Origin of the sequence: Sphingomonas arenae (assembly GCF_016924655.1) — a bacterium.
Lineage (GTDB): Bacteria > Pseudomonadota > Alphaproteobacteria > Sphingomonadales > Sphingomonadaceae > Sphingomicrobium > Sphingomicrobium arenae.
This window is the reverse complement of record NZ_JAFFJU010000001.1, coordinates 537,262-557,915: the sequence shown is the minus strand read 5'-3', so window position 1 is coordinate 557,915 and position 20,654 is coordinate 537,262. Positions and strand designations below refer to the sequence as shown.

At 67.6% G+C, this 20,654-nt stretch carries 20 protein-coding genes and 1 tRNA gene; 14 read left to right on the top strand and 7 right to left on the bottom strand.

Features of this window, described 5'->3' with window-relative positions; all coding sequences use genetic code 11:
- Positions 1-102 precede the first annotated feature (102 nt).
- Positions 103-1,305, top strand: a complete 1,203-nt coding sequence (locus JT720_RS02805) for a serine hydrolase domain-containing protein (RefSeq protein ID WP_205479211.1) — start codon at positions 103-105, stop codon at positions 1,303-1,305.
- Here JT720_RS02805 and JT720_RS02800 read toward each other — a convergent pair.
- A complete protein-coding gene (locus tag JT720_RS02800) occupies positions 1,302-2,957 on the bottom strand; it encodes an MFS transporter (protein ID WP_205479210.1) in 1,656 nt (551 codons plus the stop codon). The two genes, JT720_RS02805 and JT720_RS02800, sit on opposite strands and share 4 nt — an antisense overlap.
- A 431-nt stretch (positions 2,958-3,388) precedes the next feature.
- On the opposite strand from JT720_RS02800, the gene JT720_RS02795 reads away from it, so the two are divergent.
- From JT720_RS02795 to JT720_RS02775, 5 genes are read left to right on the top strand one after another with little or no spacing between them, the layout of a single operon-like run.
- Complete coding sequence (locus tag JT720_RS02795; RefSeq protein WP_205479209.1) at positions 3,389-5,260, top strand: ribonucleoside-diphosphate reductase subunit alpha; 1,872 nt, start codon at positions 3,389-3,391, stop codon at positions 5,258-5,260.
- On the top strand, positions 5,260-5,652 hold the full coding sequence (locus tag JT720_RS02790; RefSeq protein WP_205479207.1) for a PepSY domain-containing protein: 393 nt from the start codon (positions 5,260-5,262) through the stop codon (positions 5,650-5,652). The genes JT720_RS02795 and JT720_RS02790 overlap by 1 nt, the downstream gene beginning before the upstream one ends.
- A complete protein-coding gene (locus JT720_RS02785; RefSeq protein WP_205479205.1) occupies positions 5,649-5,831 on the top strand; it encodes a hypothetical protein in 183 nt (60 codons plus the stop codon). Before JT720_RS02790 ends, JT720_RS02785 begins: the two co-directional genes overlap by 4 nt.
- Position 5,832: 1 nt before the next feature.
- Positions 5,833-6,057, top strand: a complete 225-nt coding sequence (locus tag JT720_RS02780; RefSeq protein ID WP_205479203.1) for a hypothetical protein — start codon at positions 5,833-5,835, stop codon at positions 6,055-6,057.
- Positions 6,057-7,115 (top strand): ribonucleotide-diphosphate reductase subunit beta, encoded by a 1,059-nt coding sequence (locus JT720_RS02775; protein WP_205479202.1) that lies wholly within the window; start codon positions 6,057-6,059, stop codon positions 7,113-7,115. The genes JT720_RS02780 and JT720_RS02775 overlap by 1 nt, the downstream gene beginning before the upstream one ends.
- Before the next feature lie 93 nt (positions 7,116-7,208).
- Here the strand turns inward: JT720_RS02775 and JT720_RS02770 are convergent.
- Positions 7,209-7,282 (bottom strand) — tRNA-Gln (locus JT720_RS02770).
- Between the two features lie 169 nt (positions 7,283-7,451).
- Between JT720_RS02770 and JT720_RS02765 the strand changes: the two genes are divergently transcribed.
- The 3 genes from JT720_RS02765 to JT720_RS02755 are packed head-to-tail and all read left to right on the top strand — an operon-like array spanning position 7,452 to position 9,976.
- A complete protein-coding gene (locus JT720_RS02765; RefSeq protein ID WP_205479201.1) occupies positions 7,452-8,501 on the top strand; it encodes a Ppx/GppA phosphatase family protein in 1,050 nt (349 codons plus the stop codon).
- The gene (locus tag JT720_RS02760; RefSeq protein WP_205479200.1) at positions 8,498-9,160 is read left to right on the top strand and encodes an SAM-dependent methyltransferase; all 663 of its coding nucleotides are present in this window, start codon (positions 8,498-8,500) and stop codon (positions 9,158-9,160) included. Before JT720_RS02765 ends, JT720_RS02760 begins: the two co-directional genes overlap by 4 nt.
- An 18-nt stretch (positions 9,161-9,178) precedes the next feature.
- Positions 9,179-9,976, top strand: a complete 798-nt coding sequence (locus JT720_RS02755) for an aspartyl/asparaginyl beta-hydroxylase domain-containing protein (protein ID WP_205479199.1) — start codon at positions 9,179-9,181, stop codon at positions 9,974-9,976.
- 18 nt (positions 9,977-9,994) lie between these two features.
- On the opposite strand, the gene JT720_RS02750 is transcribed toward JT720_RS02755, so the two are convergent.
- Positions 9,995-10,141: a hypothetical protein gene (locus tag JT720_RS02750; RefSeq protein ID WP_205479198.1), complete on the bottom strand. Its 147-nt coding sequence runs from the start codon at positions 10,139-10,141 to the stop codon at positions 9,995-9,997.
- 338 nt (positions 10,142-10,479) lie between these two features.
- Here JT720_RS02750 and creD point away from each other — a divergent pair, with 338 nt between their 5' ends.
- Positions 10,480-11,856: a cell envelope integrity protein CreD gene (creD, locus tag JT720_RS02745; protein WP_205479197.1), complete on the top strand. Its 1,377-nt coding sequence runs from the start codon at positions 10,480-10,482 to the stop codon at positions 11,854-11,856.
- Between the two features lie 34 nt (positions 11,857-11,890).
- Complete coding sequence (locus tag JT720_RS02740) at positions 11,891-12,772, top strand: LOG family protein (protein ID WP_205479196.1); 882 nt, start codon at positions 11,891-11,893, stop codon at positions 12,770-12,772.
- A gap of 12 nt (positions 12,773-12,784) precedes the next feature.
- On the opposite strand, the gene JT720_RS02735 is transcribed toward JT720_RS02740, so the two are convergent.
- The 4 genes from JT720_RS02735 to JT720_RS02720 form a co-directional block, all read right to left on the bottom strand.
- Positions 12,785-13,228, bottom strand: a complete 444-nt coding sequence (locus JT720_RS02735) for a DUF1801 domain-containing protein (protein WP_205479195.1) — start codon at positions 13,226-13,228, stop codon at positions 12,785-12,787.
- Between the two features lie 7 nt (positions 13,229-13,235).
- A complete protein-coding gene (locus tag JT720_RS02730; protein WP_205479193.1) occupies positions 13,236-13,955 on the bottom strand; it encodes a c-type cytochrome in 720 nt (239 codons plus the stop codon).
- A gap of 61 nt (positions 13,956-14,016) precedes the next feature.
- Positions 14,017-14,865: an NAD(+) diphosphatase gene (gene nudC, locus JT720_RS02725; protein WP_237219621.1), complete on the bottom strand. Its 849-nt coding sequence runs from the start codon at positions 14,863-14,865 to the stop codon at positions 14,017-14,019.
- Positions 14,855-15,844, bottom strand: coding sequence for an A/G-specific adenine glycosylase (locus JT720_RS02720; protein ID WP_205479190.1), 990 nt, complete (start codon positions 15,842-15,844; stop codon positions 14,855-14,857). The genes nudC and JT720_RS02720 overlap by 11 nt, the downstream gene beginning before the upstream one ends.
- 27 nt (positions 15,845-15,871) lie before the next feature.
- Between JT720_RS02720 and JT720_RS02715 the strand changes: the two genes are divergently transcribed.
- From JT720_RS02715 to smc, 3 genes are read left to right on the top strand one after another with little or no spacing between them, the layout of a single operon-like run.
- Positions 15,872-16,420 carry a DUF721 domain-containing protein gene (locus tag JT720_RS02715; protein WP_205479189.1) on the top strand — a complete coding sequence of 183 codons (549 nt, stop codon included), beginning with the start codon at positions 15,872-15,874 and terminating at the stop codon, positions 16,418-16,420.
- 4 nt (positions 16,421-16,424) lie between these two features.
- Positions 16,425-17,168, top strand: coding sequence for a thioredoxin domain-containing protein (locus JT720_RS02710; protein WP_205479188.1), 744 nt, complete (start codon positions 16,425-16,427; stop codon positions 17,166-17,168).
- A gap of 25 nt (positions 17,169-17,193) precedes the next feature.
- On the top strand, positions 17,194-20,604 hold the full coding sequence (gene smc, locus JT720_RS02705) for a chromosome segregation protein SMC (protein WP_205479187.1): 3,411 nt from the start codon (positions 17,194-17,196) through the stop codon (positions 20,602-20,604).
- The last annotated feature ends 50 nt before the right edge of the window (positions 20,605-20,654 follow it).

Here is a 20,654-nt window from a genome sequence, read left to right as displayed (position 1 = left end):
AAGACGGATGCGGTCCGACTTCAAGAGGCGGCAGATACGGACGTTCGGACGTGACCGGGCGAGGCTTGCCAGCGGCGAGCCTCGAGCGGATGCTGCGGGCCGATGTCTCGCTTGTTTCTCGCATCCGCGCTGCTCGCGCTCACCTCCTGCGCCACTGTTGCCGGGACCCAGGATGATACTGGTGCCGAGGTCGGCGTGGCGTTCGACCGAGCGGGAGATCAAGGTTTCTATGCCGAGGGGCTGGCCGACCCTGCTGCGCGGCGCGGTGTGTCCCCCGACGATCCGGTTCGGGTCGCCTCCGTCAGCAAGCTGGTGGTCGCCATCGGCGTCATGAAGCTGGTGGAGCAGGGCCGGCTGTCCCTCGACGAGGACGTTTCCCGTCATCTGGGCTGGTCGCTCCGCAACCCGGCTTTTCCGCAGCGCCCTGTGAGCCTGCGCATGCTGCTGTCGCATACGTCCAGCATCCGCGACCACGACGACCAATATGCCATTCCACTCGGCGGATCGGTGCGGGAGGTGATGGCGGACCCACGCAGCTGGGACAGTCGTCACGGTCCCGGCGAGGGCTGGTTCACCTATTCGAACATGAACTTCCCAGTCGTGGGCTCCGTCGTCGAACGGGTCACCGGGGAGCGGTTCGATCGCTGGATGCGGCGCGAATTGCTCGAACCGATGCGCATCGATGGCTGCTTCAATTGGCCCACCTGCAGCGACGAAGCCCTTGCCCGGGCCGTCGTGCTGACCCAGGGTGGCGAGCCGGTCCGTGACGACCTCGGCGGCAAGCGACCCTCCTGTCCGGTGTTCGTGCGGGAAGGCCAGCCCTGTGAGTTCGACGCATGGAGACCGGGCGAGAACGGGGCTCTGTTCGCGCCGCAAGGCGGCCTGCGCGTCTCGGCGCGGGGTCTCGCGCGCATCGGGCGCATGCTGCTCAACCAGGGCGAGCTAGACGGAGCCCGCATCCTCTCTCCCGCGAGCGTTGCCGAGCTGCTGCGCCCGCAATGGCGGTTCGATGGGCGCAACGGCGATCCGGAAGGCTTCTATTGCAGCTACGGACTGGCCGCCCAGCAGATCGGGACCCGCGCCCGGGGCTGCGATGACGATGCGGCGGGGGACGGCGTGATCCGGGTGGGGCACGCCGGTGAGGCGTATGGCCTCCGCTCGGGCCTCTGGATCGATCCGGAGAGGGGTACGGGCATCGCTTACTTCCGGACCGGCCTCGCCGACGACACGCCCGCCGGGCGCACCGGATTCCGGGCCGCGGAAGAACGCGCTTTCCGTCGAGCGCTCGCGCTGCTCCCCCGCTAGGGCGTCGTCACGCGGTCAAGGCGCGCGAGCACATCGTCGAAGTCCCCAGTGGCAGCGGAAGGCTCGTCGAACGCGTTGCGCAGCAGAAAGCCCATCGCTTCGCGCGCGCTGCTGCGGAATGGGTCGCTTGGATCGATGACACGTTCGGTCAGCCGCCGCCGCTGGCGAGCATCGATCAGGTCCGCCGCCGGGAAGTTCACCGCCACGAGCAGCCCCGCCACGGAGGATGCGTTGCGGAGCGCGCGCTGCGCCGAGCTCCACGCCAGCTGCACCAGTTCCTTGGGGCGCACGGTGCCCGGCTCGCTGACGGACGACAGTCGGTGAAGCGTGTACAAGCCCATGACGGCCGAGAGCAGGAAGAAGAACTCCCAGTGGGTGAAGGACAGGCCGATGAGCTCGTCCACGCCTTGCGGGCTGGCCCAGCTCAGCTCCAGGCTTAGGCTGCGGCGCGCGAAGAAGTCCGCCGCCCAGCCGCCGATCACCGGTGCGACCCCGGCGGCCAGGGCGCCGATGAGTGCATTCGTGGCCATGTAGCTGGTCGATTGTTCGCTGGGGCTGAGCTTCATGACGATGTTGCCCGACGCGATGCCGACACCCGCGCCCGCCGCACCCATTACGATGTGCAACAGGAAGAGGTAGGCGCCGCGCGTTGCCGAGCCGCTCAGTTCCCCGGCGAAGGCCATGCCGACGATGCACAGGATGTAGAGCGGGGTCGCTGCCGACAGCACCGTCTTGTTGGTGAAGCGGTCGGATACCTGGCCCCACAGCCGCACGACCGCGATGTTGGCGACCTGGCTGGCCAGCGTCAGCAGCAGCACGAAGCTGACGTCGAACCCGAGTTCCCGCACGATGTAGACGGTAATGAACGGAGTCGCGAGGTTCACCGCGAACTGCCAGCTGGCGAGATAGCGCAGCAGGCTGCGGAAGTTGCGGTCCTTCAATGGCTGCACCAGCAGGCGCATTAGCGGGGCCGTACCGTCGCGGGGCGGCATGGCCAGCTCCGGCACGCGGGCCAGCGCAACCGTGCTGACCACACCGCATAGGAAGCCGAACAGGTAGAGCCCGCTGAAGATGAGGTCGGCCGCCTGCTCGCTGCCTTGCGCCTGATTCAGCGCAATTGCGGCGCCCAGGGTCGCAACCGCGCTGACCGCGGTCCCGACCAGGGTGCGCCGGCTGGTGAACCGGCCCAGGCCCTCGGTGGGGATCAGGTCCTTGATCCAGCTGTTCCAGCTGCAGGCCGAAACCGCATTGAAGCCATAATGGACCAGCGCCGCCCCGAGCAGCACGCTGACGGCGACCGTGCGGTCCGCAATAAACGGCACCACCGCGTAGACCGGCAGCGCCAGGCGGGCGATCACCAGGGCTGCAACCGAGATCAGCCGGCGCCGGCGCAGGGCTTCGACCAGCTTCACGGCGGGCGCCTGCAGCACCTGGGTGATCAGCGGGATAGCGGCGAGCAGGCCGACCTGCATGGTGGACGCACCGATGTGCAGCGCCAGCGCCAGCAGGACCACGCCGCTGTTGAGCGCGCCGATTGCGGTCGCGGCGGCGGCGTCGATCAGCAGGTTGCGCACGGCTCCTGCGCGGTCGGCGGAGCTGATGTGGCTTCGGGGCGCAAGCAGGCGCGGCGCGGGAAACGTTGAAGCGGTCATGAGCGTGGAAACTGGCTCTCGCCGAATAGGAGGGGAGGCTGGCCGCGCAGTCGTGCCGGCCGAATGTTGCGCGCGTATGTGGGGCCCCTCGTTGCATCCGCAACCCCTGGGAGAGCGCATGGCCCGAGTGCTGCGCGCCGGCCACTACTTTCCACAAAAAAGACGGTTGATCCGAAATTAGCGGCTTGCGTCGGTGGGCGGTTCAAAGCACAACATCTGGTAGCGCATCGGGGGGACCAACGCACAAGCTTGTGGTTGGCGCTGGGGATAACCTATCCCCGGCGAAGGAGAGGTGCGTCCCTGTGGATAGCGGGGACAAGCCCTCTGGAGTCGTCCGGAGCGCGGCAAACCGGCTGTTGCGGCGGCAGCAACCGGAGTAGAACGGAACAGGAACAAGGCGGCTTCCGAGTCGTCACAGGAGGATGCGCAACATGGACTTCTCGAGCGGCACCGATGTCGGATCCGAGGATGTGGTCGCCAGCACGGGCACCGGCAGCAAGAGCGTGCATGAGCGCCGTTTTCCCGTCGAAACGGACCCGAGCCGGGATGCGCTCCTGACCGATTTCGGCAAGGAGACCCTGCGCGACCGCTACCTGCTGCCGGGCGAGTCCTACCAGGACCTGTTCGCGCGCGTCGCCGCGGCCTACGCCGACGATGCAGCCCACGCTCAGCGCATCTACGACTACATCTCGAAGCTGTGGTTCATGCCGGCCACCCCGGTGCTGTCCAACGGCGGCACCGGGCGCGGCCTTCCGATCAGCTGCTACCTCAACAGCGTGTCAGACAGCCTCGACGGCATCGTGAACACCTGGAACGAGAACGTCTGGCTCGCGTCCAAGGGCGGCGGCATCGGCACTTACTGGGGCGCGGTCCGCGGCATCGGCGAGCCGGTCGGCCTCAATGGCAAGACCAGCGGCATCATCCCGTTCGTCCGCGTGATGGACTCGCTGACCCTCGCCATCAGCCAGGGGTCGCTGCGGCGCGGGTCGGCGGCCTGCTACCTCGACATCTCCCACCCGGAGATCGAGGAGTTTCTTGAAATCCGGAAGCCGTCGGGCGACTTCAACCGCAAGGCGCTGAACCTCCACCACGGCGTGCTGATCACCGACGAGTTCATGGAAGCGGTGCGCGAAGGGTCCGAGTTCACCCTGCGCAGCCCCAAGGATGGGTCGGAGCGCGGCAAGGTCGACGCCCGTTCGCTGTTCCAGAAGCTGGTCGAGACCCGTCTGGCGACGGGCGAACCCTACATCATCTTCATCGACCAGGTGAACCGGTCGATGCCCAAGCATCACCGCGATCTCGGCCTCAAGGTGTCGACGTCCAACCTCTGCTCGGAAATCACCCTGCCGACCGGCAAGGATCACCTGGGCGCGGATCGCACGGCCGTCTGCTGCCTGTCGTCGATGAACCTCGAAACCTGGGACGAGTGGAACGGCGACAAGAAGTTCGTCGAGGACGTGATGCGTTTCCTCGACAACGTGCTCAGCGACTACATCGCCCGCGCGCCGGACGAGATGGCCCGCGCCAAGTATAGCGCGGAGCGGGAGCGCTCTGTCGGGCTCGGCGTCATGGGCTTCCACTCCTTCCTCCAGGCGCGCGGGCTGCCGTTCGAAGGCGCCATGGCCAAGTCGTGGAACCTGCGCATCTTCAAGCACATCAAGGCGCAGGTCGACGAAGCCTCGATGATGCTGGCGCAGGAGCGGGGTGCATGCCCGGACGCGCAGGACATGGGCGTGATGGAGCGCTTCAGCTGCAAGATGGCGATCGCGCCGACCGCGTCGATCAGCATCATCTGCGGCGGCACCTCGGCCTGCATCGAGCCGATCCCGGCCAACATCTACACCCACAAGACGCTCTCGGGCTCCTTCTCGATCCGCAACCCGCACCTCGAAAAGCTGCTGATCGAAAAGTCGAAGAACAGCGAGCAGGTCTGGAATTCGATCCTGGAGCAGGGCGGCTCGGTCCAGCACCTCGACTTCCTGACCCAGGACGAGAAGGACACGTTCAAGACCAGCTTCGAGATCGACCAGCGCTGGCTGCTGGAGCTCGCCGCCGACCGCACGCCCTACATCGACCAGGCTCAGTCGCTGAACCTGTTCATCCCGGCCGACGTCGACAAGTGGGACCTGATGATGCTCCACTTCCGCGCATGGGAACTGGGCATCAAGTCGCTCTACTATCTCCGCTCCAAGTCCGTTCAGCGCGCCGGCTTCGCGGGCGGCGTGGAGGCTGACAACACTTCGGAAGCGCCGAAGTACGAGCTGGCGACCACCGACTACGACGAATGCCTGGCCTGCCAGTAATGCGTAGGTACCACCGCTGGCTGTCCGTCCTGTTCGGCCTGTTCATCTTCTGGATCGCGGTCACGGGCGTGCTCAGCCAGGTCGGCAGCCTGGTGAACGACGCCCGTGCGGCCGCCGCCCCGAAGCCGGCTGCACCTGCGGGCTTCGTCTGCCCGGAGACGATGAACTGCCGGCCTAAGCCGCAGCCGGGCGGCTGGAACGTCGGCCTGCTGCACCACCTGCATTCGGGCGAAACGTTCGGCCCCGTCGGCGTCGCCATCTCCATCCTGTCCGGGCTGGCGCTGATCTTCTTCGCCTTCTCCGGGCTGTGGCTCTACGTCCAGATGTTCCGCGGCCGCCTGATCCGGGTCGCCAACGGCAGCCGTCCGCGCGGCGGCAGGATCTTCTGGTGAGGAACACGTCGCTCATCCAGTGGCTCGCCGCGGCCCTGCTCGCCCTCGCCGGGCTGATACAGATCGCGCGCGCGCGCCGGCTGGAGGAACCGCTCAAGGCCAAGAACAGTCGCACCGCCGGTGCGTTGTTCCTGCTCTCGAGCGCGGTGTTCGCGCTCCTTGCAGCGGACATCATCTGACATGAACATCCTCTTCATCATCGTCGGTGGCCTCGCCATCCTTCTCGGAGCCGGAATGCTGATCACCGCCCTGCGCGGCCGCGTCGGCGAGTCTCGCAAGAGCACCGGCCTGCTGATCGCCGGCATGATGGCGCTCGCCTTCGGCCTCGTCCTCACCGGCTTCGCCATCGCTTACGCGACGACCGAGCCGTACGACTTCAACACCTCAGCCTCGGGAGCCAACTGATGCCCCTCCTCCAAGCCAACAAAGCCTACAAGCCGTTCGAATACCCGTGGGCGTTCGAGTTCTGGAAGCGTCAGCAGCAGATCCACTGGATGCCGGAGGAAGTGCCGCTGGGCGAGGACTGCCGCGACTGGGCGCAGAAGCTCACCCCGCACGAGCGCAACCTGCTCACCCAGATCTTCCGCTTCTTCACCCAGGCAGACGTGGAGGTGCAGGACTGCTACCACGAGAAATACGGCCGCGTGTTCAAGCCGACCGAGATCAAGATGATGCTGACCGCCTTCTCCAACATGGAGACGGTGCACATCGCGGCCTACAGCCACCTGCTCGACACCATCGGCATGCCCGAGAGCGAGTACAGCGCCTTCCTCCAGTACAAGGAGATGAAGGACAAGCACGACTACCTCAACACCTTCGGCGTCGACACGGACGAGGACATCGCCAAGACGCTGGCCATGTTCGGCGGCTTCACCGAGGGGCTGCAGCTGTTCGCCAGCTTCGCCATGCTGATGAACTTCCCGCGCTTCAACAAGATGAAGGGCATGGGCCAGATCGTCAGCTGGTCGGTCCGCGACGAGAGCCTCCACTGCGAGGGCATCATCCGCCTGTTCCACGCCTTCGTGAAGGAGCGCGACTGCCTGACCGCCGACGTCAAGGACTCGATCATCGAGACCTGCCAGAAGACGGTGCGGCTGGAGGACGCGTTCATCGACCTGGCGTTCGAGCAGGGCCCGGTCGAGGGCATGACCCCCAAGGCGATCAAGAAGTACATCCGCTACATCGCCGACTGGCGCCTCGGCCAGCTGGGCTTCGCGCCCATCTACATGGTGGACGAGCACCCGCTCCCCTGGCTTGCCCCGCTATTGAACGGCGTCGAGCACGCCAACTTCTTCGAAACCCGCGCGACGGAGTACTCCAAGGCCGCGACGCGCGGGAACTGGAACGAAGTCTGGGACAACTTCGATCGCCGCATGAAAGCCAAGGCGGGCGCCGGCGAAGCGGCGAACGAGGGCGGTGACGAGGGTGGTCTGTTCGAGGCGGCCGGGGTGGCAGCGGAGTAGGTGTGGCCGAAGCACGCGCGCTACGGCTAACTTCGTTGTTGATGTGACTGTTCGCCTATGTGCCGCGGAACTGGCCTTTGACGGTGGCGGCGGTGGATGCCCGACGTGGATTCGAACCACGATTGACGGAGTCAGAGTCCGTAGTCTTACCATTAGACGATCGGGCAGCGCCGAAGTGGCGCGCACGCATCGCGCCGCGGGCTGCCACCTAGGAAGTGCGCTCGACCCTGTCAACCGACGCCGCCGCTTGCCGGAGGGGTCAACTTCCGCTTAAAACCCCGGTCAAGTCAGCCGTCCGGATCCCTCCGCGACGGTGAAGGAAAGAACGGGCGAGACATGGCGCAAGAGGCCGCCAGTGCGCCGCGGGGCTTGGTGGCCGGGTCCGCGGCCGATGCGAAACTGCCCTTCCGGGGGTCCAGTCGGCACACCTACGGCGCAATCGATTTGGGAACCAACAACTGCCGGCTGCTGGTCGCGCGGCCATGCGAGGGCGGCTTCACGGTGGTGGACGCCTTCTCGCGCATCGTTCGGCTTGGCGAGGGCCTGGCGCAGACCGGCCGGCTGAGCGACCGCGCGATGGACCGGGCAGTGGAGGCGCTGGGGGTCTGCGCCGACAAGCTCCGCCGCCGTCGGGTGAGCCTCGCCCGTTCGGTCGCGACCGAAGCTTGCCGCCGCGCCGCGAATGGCCGCGAGTTTGCCGAACGGGTGCGGCGGGAAACTGGGGTGGTGCTGGAGATCATCCCTCCCCAAGAGGAGGCGCGGTTGGCCGTGCTCGGCTGCCACAAGCTGCTTGGACCGGGGGATGGGCCGGCTCTGATCTTCGACATTGGCGGAGGCTCGACCGAACTGGTGCTCGTCGAGCCCGGGGAGGATGACGAAACGCCCCGAATCAAAGCGTGGTGGAGCGCACCATGGGGTGTGGTGTCGCTGACCGAGAGCGAGGGGCGGGAGGCGATTGAGGGCGACGAACGGGTCTCCGCTTATGCCCGCATGCGCGAACGGGCGCGAAGGGCATTTGCGCGCTTTGCTGAACTGCTGCCGAAGGACGCGAAGGACATCCGCCTGCTGGGGACTAGCGGGACGGTGACGACCCTGGCGTCCGTGCACCTGGCGCTGCCCAGCTATGACCGGCGCGCTGTCGACGGGCTTCACGTGCCCATCGAAGCCATGCGGGAGATCAGCCGCACCATCTCCGAAATGGACCTCGAGGCGCGCTCGAGCCTGCCGTGCATCGGCGCAGAGCGTGCGGACTTGGTCGTGGCCGGTTGCGCGATCCTGGAAGCGATCCTCGATATCTGGCCCGCGCAGCAGCTGGGCGTGGCGGACCGCGGGATTCGCGAGGGCATTCTGCGGAGCCTGATGGCCCGCGACGGCTACGTGCTGTGAAGCGGATCAAGACGGCCAGAGGCCGCAAGGTCGGCTCGACCCGCTGGCTGGAGCGGCAGCTCAACGATCCGTACGTGAAGCGCGCCAAGGCTGAGGGCTATCGCAGCCGCGCCGCGTACAAGCTGCTCGAGTTGGACGAGAAGTTTGGGCTGCTCAAGGGCGTGAAGAGCGTCGTGGACCTGGGCATCGCGCCGGGCGGCTGGAGCCAGGTCGTTCGCAAGAAGGCGCCCACCGCGAAGATCGCGGGTATCGACCTGCTGCCGACCGACCCGATCGAGGGAGTGGCGATCCTCCAGATGGACTTTAATGCCGACGATGCGGAGGAGCGCCTAAAGGCGGCGCTCGGCGGCCCCGCTGACCTGGTGCTGTCCGACATGGCGGCGAACACGGTCGGCCACCCGCAAACCGACCATCTACGGACCATGGGGCTGGTCGAGCTCGGGCTCGAGTTCGCAAAGGACGTGCTTCGGCCGGGCGGCGCTTTTGTCGCGAAGGTGCTGGCCGGGGGCACGGACAATCAGCTGCTCGCTGAACTGAAGATGCATTTTGCCACCGTTAAACATGCCAAGCCGCCCGCGAGTCGCAAGGACTCGAGCGAGTGGTATGTGGTCGCCCAGGGCTTCAAAGGCACAAGCGAGGTTCGTACGGGTTCTTCCTGAGCAATCGAGGAGTCGAGGGTGCCCCTACCGAGAGCCGTCCATCCCTGGTGCTGGCCTAGCGCCGCCCTGCGACTCCATCTCGTCGAGCGCCTCGACGTAAGCTTCGATCTTGCCGCCTTGCGGCGGGAACTCGGGGAGGTAGAGCGCCAGCACGGAGCCACGATCCAGACCGGGCCGCATCACAACGGCAAGTGGAGTCGCATCGGGCTTGTCGGACCCGGCGGCGATCCGGAACGCTCCTATGCGGCGTCAGGCGAAGAGCCGCGGGAAACGCCGGTGCTCGCGCTGATGCCCACCCTGCGCCGATGGATTTCCAACATGGACGGCCAGGTCCACCGTGCGATCATCTCTCGAATGGAGCCTGGTGCCTATGTCCGCTGGCATCGTGATCCGGGGGAGTCGGCCGATCGGTCGGTGATGCGGCTGCACTTACCGGTCCTCACCAGTGCCGACTGCATCATGGAGCTCGCGCACCATCGCGTGCAACTGCGGCCCGGCATCCTGTGGTACAGCGACTTTACCTTCCCCCACCGGGTGTTCAACAGCAGCAACGCACCGCGCGTGCACATCATGATTGACCTTGCAGCTACCGATCGGACCCGAGCGGTGCTTCCGTCACGCTATTGGCAGGAGAGGGGCCGCCGGCGGATCGCGCGCAGGTTGGCGACCGCCATGTTCGACGCTTCGGAGCGGCTCCACGAAGAAGGACGCTACGCCGCGGACTTCCGCCGCAAGCGCCAGCAATCGCTCGCCCGTGGAGAGGCCTTCGTGCCAGAACAAGTAGGAATGAAGTCCGCCGGGCACCGGACCGGCTGAGGTCGCAGCGAAGACGTTCTACTCGCTCGGTTCCACAAGCCAGCCGGGAGCGGCGGTGCCATCTTCCCTGACCGGCTGCGGAGCCTTGGCCGAGTGCACCTGGCCCGGGTAGGCGGCGACCATGATGGCAACGGCCAGCACGGCAAGAGCGAACATCAGTAGCATGAAAGGAACTATGCCGAGGAAAGGGCGTGCTCTCGAGGCTGCTTCGGGCCGCTCGCCAATGTCCTTGCGCGGCGCGGACCGCCGGCGACGCCGATTGGGGAGATAGTCCTCCGCACGGGTCCAGGTCCTCCGCTCCCGCCGAGGGGGCGGCGGAGGCGCCAGATGATCATGCTTGCTCATGCCCACGTCCCGACTACCAGCTTGATCATGGCCAACGCATGAACTCCAAACCGGAGCCGTTCGCGACCTCGTCATTCGCCCGTGTCCCGCACGCACTTGACGACGAACCGTGCATTTCTGTAGACGAGCGGAGTTGCTGCTGTTGAGGAGACGTGCGCGTGACTGAGCCTACCCCCAGCCGCAAGCTGTTCCGCGCCCTGCTCATCGGCGTCCTCCTTTCAGTCCCGATCTTCGTCACCTGGTTGCTGGTCTATGACCGCCAGTCACAGTCGGAGCAGGCCCGCGCCAGCATCGCGGAGGGCTGGGGCGGTCCGCAGGTGATCGCCGGACCAGAGCTCAGCATCCCGTTCAAGGCCACGGTGCCGGCCACGATCAGCAACGGTCAGACGGTAACCCAGGCGACCACCGTCGAGCGGCGACTCACCTTGGCGCCCGTCGGCGTGGATGCGGGGACCAAGATCATGCCGGAACGCCGTTCCCGCTCCATCTACGAAGTGGTGATCTACCGCGCGGAGACCAGTGGTCGGGCGACGTTCGCAATCCCCGAGGATCTCGGCAAATATGGCGTGGACGCAAGCACCTTGGAACTGGGCCGGGCCGAACTGCGGTTCGGGGTCGCGGATGCGCGCGGCCTGACCGCCAACCCCGTGGTGCGGATCGGACAACGGGTGCTGCCGCTCGGCCCCGGCAACGGGACGAGCCTGATCACGAGCGGCTTCTACGCTCCGGTCGATCTTACCGCGCAGCCGGCCCGCTTCTCCGTGGATTTCGCTTTCGCGCTTCGGGGCAACCAGTCGATCGCGCTCGCTCCGCGGGCGGGTGACACGCGGTGGAAAGTGGGCTCCACCTGGCCGAACCCGAGCTTCACGGGCGGCTTTCTGCCCGAGCGGCGGAGCGTCACCAATGACGGGTTCGATGCGGAATATCGCATTGGGAACCTGGCCCTCGGACGGGCGCTGGTCTTCCTCGATGGTGCCGGGGGACCGCAGGTGGACACGGGCGGCACTCCGCCCCCGCCCGTCATCGCGGGGCAGCGTTCCGCCTCGGCCGTGGCCGGCGTCGACCTGATGGAGCCTGTCGACCTCTATTCCCAGGTCGACCGTGCGACCAAGTACGGGTTCCTGTTTATCGGCTTCACTTTCCTGGCCTACCTGCTCTTCGACATCATCGGAGGCGTGAGGGTCGCGGCCATCGAATATCTGCTGGCCGGCGCCGCGCTGGTGCTGTTTTTCGTGCTGCTACTGGCTTTGGCCGAGGTGATCGGCTTCACGCCGGCCTATGTGCTGGCGGCCGGCGCCATCGCGGGACTGAACACCGCCTATTCCGCGGCCGTGCTCAAGAGCTGGCGGCGGGGGGCGGTGATCGGCGCCATCCTGTTGGGCCTTTATGCGATGCTCTACATCCTGCTGAGCCTCGAGGCCTACTCGCTGCTGATCGGGTCGCTACTGCTGTTCGCCGCGCTGGCGGGGACGATGTACGTGACCCGGCGGCTGGACTGGACCGGTGGGGCAAGAACAGACCCGGCAGCGCTTTGACGTCTGGTGAAAGAGCGCCTAGGCCGCGCCGCTTATGGCTGACGTAGTACCCCCCAAGCGCATATTCCCCGACGCCAAGGTCGACGCGAAGGCGGCCGAGCATGTTCCGTCCTCGCCGCAGACGGAGCATCCGGCCTACAAGCTCGCATTCCAGGACAACGAGTTCCTGCTCCGGCAGGATCTGCGGCCCGTCCGGTTCCAGCTGGAGCTGCTGAAGCCCGAACTGCTGCTCGACGAGCAGGATATCGGCTCGACCTTTGTCTTCTATGGCTCAGCCCGAGTGCCGGAGCCGGCCAAGGCGGACGCCGTGATTGCTGCGGCGCAGACCGACCGGCAGCGTGAGATCGCCGAGCGGTTGAAGGCGAAGTCTCGCTACTACGACGTGGCGCGGGAACTCGCGCGCCTGGCGAGCCGGGCGGGCGTAGACGAGGAGGGCAAGCGTCAGCTGGTGGTCTGCTCGGGCGGTGGACCGTCCTTCATGGAGGCGGCGAACCGTGGGGCGGCGGACGTCGGCGCCGAGTCCATCGGCCTCAACATCGTGCTTCCGCACGAGCAACTCCCGAACCCCTATGTCACGCCCTCACTGAGCTTCCAGTTCCACTATTTCGCGCTGCGTAAGATGCACTTCCTGCTGCGCGCCCGGGCAGTGGCGGTGTTCCCGGGCGGCTTCGGCACGTTCGACGAGATGTTCGAGCTGCTGACCCTTGTCCAGACAGGCAAGGTCCGCCGGCTGCCGATCCTGCTGTATGGGCGAGAGTTCTGGAACCGGGTCGTGAACTTCGAGGCGCTGGTCGATGAAGGCGTGATCTCGGAACGGGATCTCGACCTCCTGACCTGGTGCGAGACAGCCGAGGAGGGCTGGGCCACGGTCTGCGAGCATTACGCCGACAGCCAGGAGTGGCGCGCCGCGTCCTGACGGCTCAGGCCCTCAGCCCCGGTCGGATCGGTAGCGAGCCGCAAAGTCCTCGGCAGAGGTCGAGGCAATCTCTGCGGTGATCGCCTCCTCGGGGAGATCGGCCGCGTGGCGGAAGCGCAGGCAACTCTTGCCCATGTCGAACTTCTTGCCATCCTCCTCGAACGCGGCGCGCAGGCGCTCCCCGCGTTCGTCCGAAGCATCGCAGCAGTTCAGGTAAAGCGCGTTGTAGTTCTTCTGGGCGGCTAGGGACACATAGACCAGAGGCTGTCCGTTGTACGTGGGTCCGCTCAGTTCCAGCGGGACCTCCCAGCAGATCATCCCCCAGGCCATGCGCTCGACGAAGCCGGGCTGAAGGGCCTGGTTCACGAGGGTGCGGACACGCCGGATGTCCTCCGCGCGAGCGGGATCGAGTTCGGCGATGTAGGCGTCGGGAGTGGCGGCGGAGCTGCGCGCCACGCCCGGCTTACTTCTTTTCGGGGACCGTGGTGCCCGGAGCCGTGACCGCCGGAGCGCCTTCGCCGCGAACGTTGGCGATGCCGCCCTTGGCCGCTTGCTGCTCGTTGAGCACGGGCTCGTTCTCGGCCTTCTGGGCTCCGGCGTCGTCGGCCTCGGCCGCCGCCTTGTCGCCAGCCGCGCCCGGGGTCGAGGCGACACCTTCGGCCGGAGCCGCCGGGAGCGGCAGCGGAGCTGGGCTCTTGCTGTTCAGGAACGCGATCACGTTGGCGCGATCCTGCGGGTTCGAGAGGCCGGCAAAGGTCATCTTGGTCCCCGGCGCATACTTCTTGGGGTTCGCCAGCCACTCGCTCATGCTCTTCCAGTCCCAAACGCCAGGAACGCTCTTCAGCGCATCCGAATAAGCGAAGCCCGGGACGTGGCCGTGCGGCTTCCCCATGGCAGCCCACAGGTTCGGGCCGAGCCCGTTCGGGCCACCCTGGTCGACGGTATGGCAAGCCTGGCACTTCTTGAAGACGTCCGCACCCTTCGCCGCGTCGGCGGTGGCGAGATAGAACTCGATCGGCTTCTCCGCCTCGGCGCCGGCCTCTGCCGCGACGCCCTCGATCGGATAGCCCATCGTTTCCGGGCGCTCGCCCTTGAACACCTCACCCGCGACCAGCGAGCCGCCCAGCGCGACGATGCCGGCGAACAATACCCAGCCGGCTATGGTGTTGTTGCGATCGTTCATGGATGATGGTGTCCGAAGGTGAGAGAATTGCGCGCTCCTTTAGAGGCACCCCTGCGCTTCTTCAAGCGTCCAGCCACCACTCGAGCAGGGTGCGCGCGATGGCGAATGGCGGCGGCGGGAGGAAGGCTGCATCCGGCTCCCCGGCGAGCGCGGATGCGACCTCTTCGCGGGAGAACCAGCGGGCATCGTCCAGCTCCGTGGTGTCGATCGTCAGCCGGTCGTCAATCGCCTCTGCCCAGCAACCGATCATCAGCGAGGATGGGAACGGCCAAGGCTGGCTGGCAAGGTAGCGGACATCACGGACGGTGATGCCGGCTTCCTCGTGGAACTCACGCGCGACGGCCGCTTCGATGTTTTCGCCGACTTCGACGAAGCCGGCCAGGGCGGAATATCGGCCGGGAGGATATTGCGGCTGGCGGCCGAGGAGCAGGCGACCGTCATGCTCGGCAAGCATGATGACAACCGGATCGACTCGCGGGAAATGTTCGGCGCTGCAGGCTTGGCAACGGCGGGACCACCCGCCGCGCACCAATCGGCTGGGCTGGCCACAATTGGCGCAGAAGCGATGCCGGCGATGCCACTGGGCCAGGCTGAGCGCGGCGGCGCAGGTGGCAGCCTCGGCTCGGTCGAGGATGCTGAGCGCGCCGAACTGCGCGCGGTAATCGAAGGCGCCGCTGCCGACCGCCGAGAAGCGAGGGGAGCCGTCGGGAGCAAGGCCCAGGAACAACTCGGGTGACTGGATCGGACCCCATCCGAGCCGACCGTGATCGTCGAGCCGCGGAAGGGCGCCGTTCCACAGCAATTCGCGGGCGTCGCTGCGGGCCGCCAGGTCCGCGAGCGTGGCTTCGTCGGCCCGGAGGAGGTCGGCGCGGTCGAGACCGCTGCCGGAGAAGAATGGATCAAGCGGCAAGGCGCGGCTCCCGTTCTGCGGCAAGCGCGGCGTCGACGGCCTTTCGGTAGAGGGACGGCAGTCCGACTTTGGCCAACTCGGCCAGGGGCTGCCACCAGCCTTCGTCATGATCGGCTGGCACAATCAGAAGGTCCAGGGTGAAATGAGTGAACTCGTGCCGCACGATCGCGATCGGATTGGCGGCAGGCTGCTCGCTGCACCACTCCGGTCCGGGAAGCGCTGCCATTCCGCCGAGCATCCCTTTGGGAGGACGGCGGACGAGGCGGACGGCTTCGCCATGACGTGACCACCATGCGACGCCGAACCTGTGCGGCTTCGCCTTCTTCGCGGCTTTGGCGGGGAATGCCTCTGGGGTCCCTAGCGCCGCAGCCTTGCAGTCGGGCAGGAGCGGGCAGGCGGAGCAGGCGGACGACTTGGGCCGGCAGATGGTTGCGCCCAGATCCATCAAGGCCTGCGCGAAATCGCCACTATGCTCAGGAGGCCAGAAGGCTTCGGCGGCGGCGCGCACGTCTGTCTTTGCGGTGAGGGCAAACAGCCGCGCAACGACCCGCTCGACATTGGTGTCGATTACCACGGCCTGCTGCCTGAAGGCGATCGCTGCAACCGCTGCCGCAGTGTAGGCACCGAGCCCCGGCAGCTTGCGCAGTTCTTCCTCGGTCTCAGGGAAGCCGCCACGAACGGCGACGGCGCGAGCGCATGCGATGAGGTTGCGGGCACGGGCGTAGTAGCCGAGACCGGCCCATTCGCCGAGTATGTCCTCGTCCGCAGCCCCCGCGAGCGCCTCGACGGTCGGCCAACGCTCGACGAAGCGGAGGAAGCGCGGGGTTACCGCTGCCACCGTCGTTTGTTGCAGCATCACCTCCGACAGCCACACGCGATACGGGTCTGGAGCAGGCTCGCCCGGCCGCGCGCGCCAGGGCAGGTCGCGGGCGGTTGCACGATAATGGTGGAGAAGGCGATTTGCCGCATTGGCGTGCATGGCTCGCCTATGGCATGACCGCCCGCAATGTCGAAGCAAAAGCCCACGCCGAACGATGCTCCGCGTCAGAACCGCGCCCGTAAGGCAGGAGACATGGTTGGCGACATCGGCGGCATGGCGTTCAAGCGCTTCGGCTTCGTCCAGGGCTCGATCGTGAGCCGGTGGCCGGAGATCGTGGGCGAGCGTTATGCCGGGGTGTCCACGCCCGAATCAATCCGCTTTCCCGCGGGACGGAAAGCGGGCGGAACGCTGACCTTGCTGATCGAAGGCGCGCACGGGCCGCTGATCCAGCACCTGACGCCGATGATCATCGAGCGGGTGAACCGGTTCTTCGGCTACGAGGCCGTGGCCAAGGTAGCTTTCCGTCGCGGTGCGCCCGTCAAGCCGGCTCCAAAGCCGGAGCGGGTCCAGCCCGCCGCTGTGCCGCGCGAGCTTGGCGAGGGTCTGCGCGCCATTGCCGACGATGAGCTTCGGACGGTCCTCGAATCCCTTGCGGGCCGGATCGCGGCGACCAACGGCGCCCCTCGCGTCGTGCCGCAACCGCGCCTGCCCAACCCCATCAACAATCCGGAGTGAACTCTTGATCAAGAAGCTCAGCCTGCTTGCCGCCGCGGCGGCCCTTTCGGCCTGCGGGGGCGGAGATGGCAACACGTTGAATGCCACAAATGACGCTCCAATCACGCCGGTTGCGGCGCCAAATGGCGGCGATTGGACCCAAATGGTCACGCAGACGCCCGAAGGCGGGATGCTGATGGGCAATCCGGATGCCAAGGTGAAGGTAATCGAGTTCGCGTCGATGACCTGCCCGCATTGCGCCGAATTCTCCGCCAAGGGCGAGCCGCAGCTGGTCGACAAATATGTGAAGACCGGACAGGTGTCCTACGAGTTCCGCAACTTCGTGCGCGATCCGCTCGACCTCACCATGTCGCTGGTTGCGCGCTGCGCGGGTCCGAACCCGACCTTCTTCAAGCTGACGTCGCAGCTGTTCGCCGACCAGAAGGCGGTGTTCGAGCGAGTCCAGGCGATCCCGGCGGACCAGCAGCAGGCGCTGCAGACACTGCCGGCCGGGCAGCAGTTCCAGAAGATGGCGGAGTTCGCAGGGCTCCCGGCTTGGGCGGCGCAGCGGGGGCTGCCGTCCGCCAAGACGTCCGCCTGCCTGTCGGACCAGGCTACGGTGGACCGGCTGGTGCAGATGACCAGCGACGGCACCAGCCAGTATAACCTGACCGGAACGCCGTCCTTCGTCATCAATGGCCAGCTCGCCGAGCAGACGGCCACTTGGGAAACGCTGGAGCCGGCGATCCGGGAGGCGCTCGGCGGCTAAGGCTATGTGATCGGGGGGTTAACGCTTGCGCATTCGCCGGCTGAAACTCAGCGGCTTCAAGAGCTTCGTCGAGCCGGCGGAGCTTCGCATCGAGCCCGGGCTGACCGGCGTGGTCGGCCCGAACGGCTGCGGAAAGTCGAACCTGCTCGAGGCCATCCGCTGGGTGATGGGCGAGGGCAGCCCCAAGTCCCTACGCGGCGGCGGGATGGAGGACGTGATCTTCGCCGGCACCGCGACCCGGCCCCCGCGCGATTTCGCCGAAGTGTCGATGCTGGTCGAGCGGGACGGAGGCGAGGGCGGCGAGAGCGAGGTGACCCGGCGGATCGAGCGGGGTGCGGGCTCGGCATATCGGCTGGACGGGCGCGATGTCCGGCAGAAGGACGTCGCCCTGCTGTTCGCGGATGCGGCGACGGGAGCGCACTCGCCCGCGCTGGTCAGCCAGGGGCGGATCGGCGCGGTGATCGCCGCGAAGCCGACGGAGCGGCGGCAGATGCTGGAGGAAGCGGCGGGCATCGCCGGCCTCCACGCGCGGCGCAAGGATGCCGAGCAGAAGTTGCGGGCGACGGAGGCGAACCTCTCGCGTCTCGACGAGATCCTGTCCGATCAGGAGGCCCGCGCGTCCGCGCTGCGGCGGCAGGCGCGGGTGGCGGAGCGCTATCGGGCGCTGACCGAGCGCATCCGCCTGTCGGAAGGGCGGCTGATCTATGCGCGCTGGGCCGAAGCCGACCGGGCGGCACAGGCCGCCAGCGCGGAAGCCAAGGCTGCGGGCGCCGAGGTAGCGGCGCTGCAGGGCAAGCTGGCCGAGGCGCAGGAGGCGCAGGGCAGGGCGGCGCTGCTGGTTACCGAGCGGCGCGCTGCGGCGTCCGCGGCACGGGAGCGGGGGCAGTCGCTGGCGCACCAGCTCGCGACCGCCCGGGCGCGGCTCGACACCGTCCGGCGGCGGCTGGTCGAGTTGGAGCGGCTGTCCGAGCAGCTGGAAGCGGAGCGGGCGCGTGAACTGGCATTGCGGGAGGATGCGCAGGCGGCCGGACGGGCGCTGGTTCAGGAGCGCTCCGCGATCGATACGCGCCTCGCCAGCGGGGAGAAGGATGCGGCCCGGATCGCATCGGAGCTGACGGCGGCCGAAGCCCTGTCGCGCGAGGCCGAGGCGGCGCTCGCCGGATTGCTCGCGCGCGAGGCAGCAATGAAGGCCGAACGCAGCGTAGCCGAAGCTGCGCTGACGGCAGCGCGGGCCCAGCTTGCGCGGACCGAGCAGGAAGAGGCGCGGCTCGCGGCGCAGCAGGCGGCGTTGGGTGACGGGGCCGCCGAGCAGCGAGCTCGGGAGGATGCGGCGCGGCGGCGCGCATCGGCGGCGGAGCAGCAGGCGAGGTCGGAGCAGGAACTCGCCGTGGCGGAGCAGGCGCGGACCGCGGCAGCGGAAACACGGGACTCCGCCGAGACCACGCTCGCTTCGGCGAAAGCGGCGCTTGCGGCGGCGGAAGCGGAGCGGCGGGCGCTGGACCAGGCCCTGCAACGTGGCGGCGGGGCGGCGGTTCTGGCGAGCGTTCGGGTGGCGCCCGGCCTTGAACGCGCGCTTGCCGCAGCGCTGGGCGATGACCTCGACGCGCCCGTGGGCGAAGAGGGAAGCCGATTTTGGGGAGGAGCGGCGAGCCGCGAAACGGACCCCGCCCTGCCCAGCGATCTGGTCCCCTTGTCGGACCATGTGCAGGCTCCGAGGGAGCTGATCCGGCGGCTGCGGCAGGTCGGGGTTGCCGAGACGGATAGCGGACAGGTTCTTGCGGTCGGGCAGCGGCTCGTCACTCGCGACGGCCGGATGCGGCGATGGGATGGCTTTGTCGCGACCGGCGGAGGTGCGGCGGCGGCCGAGCGGCTGGTCCGCCAGAATCGCCTGGCGGAGCTGGACGGGGTGCTTCCGGATCTGCGCAGCGACGTGGAATCGGCCGAGGAGGTTCGGCGCGATGCCATGGAGGCGATCGACTCGGCTCGCCGGGCCGCCGACGGTGCTCGTCAGCAGATTGCTGCCGCTGAGCGGGACGCTCGTGAGGCCGCACGGGCGGAGGATGCCGCCCGTGCTGCGCTAGAACGTCTGGAGGGGCAGCGGACCGTGCTCGCGGAGCGGCGGGTCGAGTTGGAGCCGGTCCGAGACGCAGCGGCAGGAGCCGTCGCGCAGGCCGAAGCCGCGCTGGCGGCGCTCCCTCAAGCAAGCCTCCTCGCCGACGAGATCGTCGCGGCCCGGGCGCTGGCTTCGCGGCACGGAGCAGCGGTCGCCGACAAACGGGCCGAGGCGGCGACCCGGGCGCGCACGGCGGCGGCGGACCGTGAGCGCCATGCAGCGGCGGGCAAGGAACAGCTGGCGTGGGAGCAGCGGGCCCAGGCCGCGGACCAGCGCATCACGGACACGGCGGCGCGGGCCGATGCCCTGGCCGAGGAGCAAAATGCCCTTGCCGACGAACCGGATCGCCTGAGCGAGGAGATCGACTCGTTGGAGCGGCAGGCGCGTGACGGCGAAGGGCAGATCTCGGCGACACTCGCCGCGGAGCGCGAAGCAGAGGCGGCGCTGGCGGAACTCGGGCGCGCGTTCGGCGCGGCGAACGAGGCCATGGCGGGCGCCCGGGAACGACGCGCGGCAGCGGACGCCCGGGCCGAAGGGCAGGTCGCGCGGCGGATCGAATATGGTCGGGTGAGCGGCGAGAAGTTCGAATGCCCGCCACCTTTGCTTCCGGGCAAGCTCGGCTTCGACGCGGCCGACCTCGCCGACCCGGCGGACGAGAGCGCCACGCTTGAGAAATTGACCGCGGACCGGGAGCGGTTGGGGCCGGTCAACCTGGTAGCGGAGCAGGAACTCGCCGAGCTCGACGAGTCGCGGGTGAAGGGCGCGGCGGAGCGGGACGAACTGCAGGAGGCGATCCATCGGCTGCGGGGCTCGATCGGCAACCTCAACCGCGAAGGTCGCATTCGCCTGCTGGAGGCCTATGAGCAGGTGGACCGGCACTTCCGGAGCCTGTTCACCACCTTGTTCGACGGCGGCCAGGCGCATCTGCAGCTGGTCGAGTCCGACGATCCGCTGGAGGCGGGGCTGGAGATCATGGCCCAGCCGCCGGGCAAGCGGCTGACCGCGCTGACCCTGCTGTCCGGCGGCGAGCAGGCGTTGACGGCAGTGGCGCTGATCTTCGCCTTGTTCCTGACCAACCCCGCGCCGATTTGCGTTCTCGACGAGGTCGATGCGCCGCTGGACGATGCCAATGTCGAACGCTTCTGCGACCTGCTCGCGCGAATGAGCGCGGAGACGGACACCCGCTATCTGATCGTCACGCACAACGCCGTGACTATGAGCCGGATGCACCGGCTCTACGGTGTGACCATGATCGAGAAGGGCATCAGCCGGCTTGTCTCCGTCGATCTCGGCGCGGCGGAGACCCTGCTCGCGGCGGAATAATCGATTGAAGCCCATGAACTGATAATGATTCTCGATTGCGGCCGCTACGT

What these genes read in the sequence shown, in the direction of transcription:
- JT720_RS02805 (WP_205479211.1), top strand. Translation starts at nt 103, where the DNA reads ATGTCTCGCTTGTTTCTCGCATCCGCGCTGCTCGCGCTCACCTCCTGC.
- JT720_RS02800 (WP_205479210.1), bottom strand. Translation starts at nt 2,957, where the DNA reads ATGACCGCTTCAACGTTTCCCGCGCCGCGCCTGCTTGCGCCCCGAAGC.
- JT720_RS02795 (WP_205479209.1), top strand. Translation starts at nt 3,389, where the DNA reads ATGGACTTCTCGAGCGGCACCGATGTCGGATCCGAGGATGTGGTCGCC.
- JT720_RS02790 (WP_205479207.1), top strand. Translation starts at nt 5,260, where the DNA reads ATGCGTAGGTACCACCGCTGGCTGTCCGTCCTGTTCGGCCTGTTCATC.
- JT720_RS02780 (WP_205479203.1), top strand. Translation starts at nt 5,833, where the DNA reads ATGAACATCCTCTTCATCATCGTCGGTGGCCTCGCCATCCTTCTCGGA.
- JT720_RS02775 (WP_205479202.1), top strand. Translation starts at nt 6,057, where the DNA reads ATGCCCCTCCTCCAAGCCAACAAAGCCTACAAGCCGTTCGAATACCCG.
- JT720_RS02765 (WP_205479201.1), top strand. Translation starts at nt 7,452, where the DNA reads ATGGCGCAAGAGGCCGCCAGTGCGCCGCGGGGCTTGGTGGCCGGGTCC.
- JT720_RS02750 (WP_205479198.1), bottom strand. Translation starts at nt 10,141, where the DNA reads ATGCTACTGATGTTCGCTCTTGCCGTGCTGGCCGTTGCCATCATGGTC.
- JT720_RS02740 (WP_205479196.1), top strand. Translation starts at nt 11,891, where the DNA reads ATGGCTGACGTAGTACCCCCCAAGCGCATATTCCCCGACGCCAAGGTC.
- JT720_RS02730 (WP_205479193.1), bottom strand. Translation starts at nt 13,955, where the DNA reads ATGAACGATCGCAACAACACCATAGCCGGCTGGGTATTGTTCGCCGGC.
- JT720_RS02720 (WP_205479190.1), bottom strand. Translation starts at nt 15,844, where the DNA reads ATGCACGCCAATGCGGCAAATCGCCTTCTCCACCATTATCGTGCAACC.
- JT720_RS02715 (WP_205479189.1), top strand. Translation starts at nt 15,872, where the DNA reads ATGTCGAAGCAAAAGCCCACGCCGAACGATGCTCCGCGTCAGAACCGC.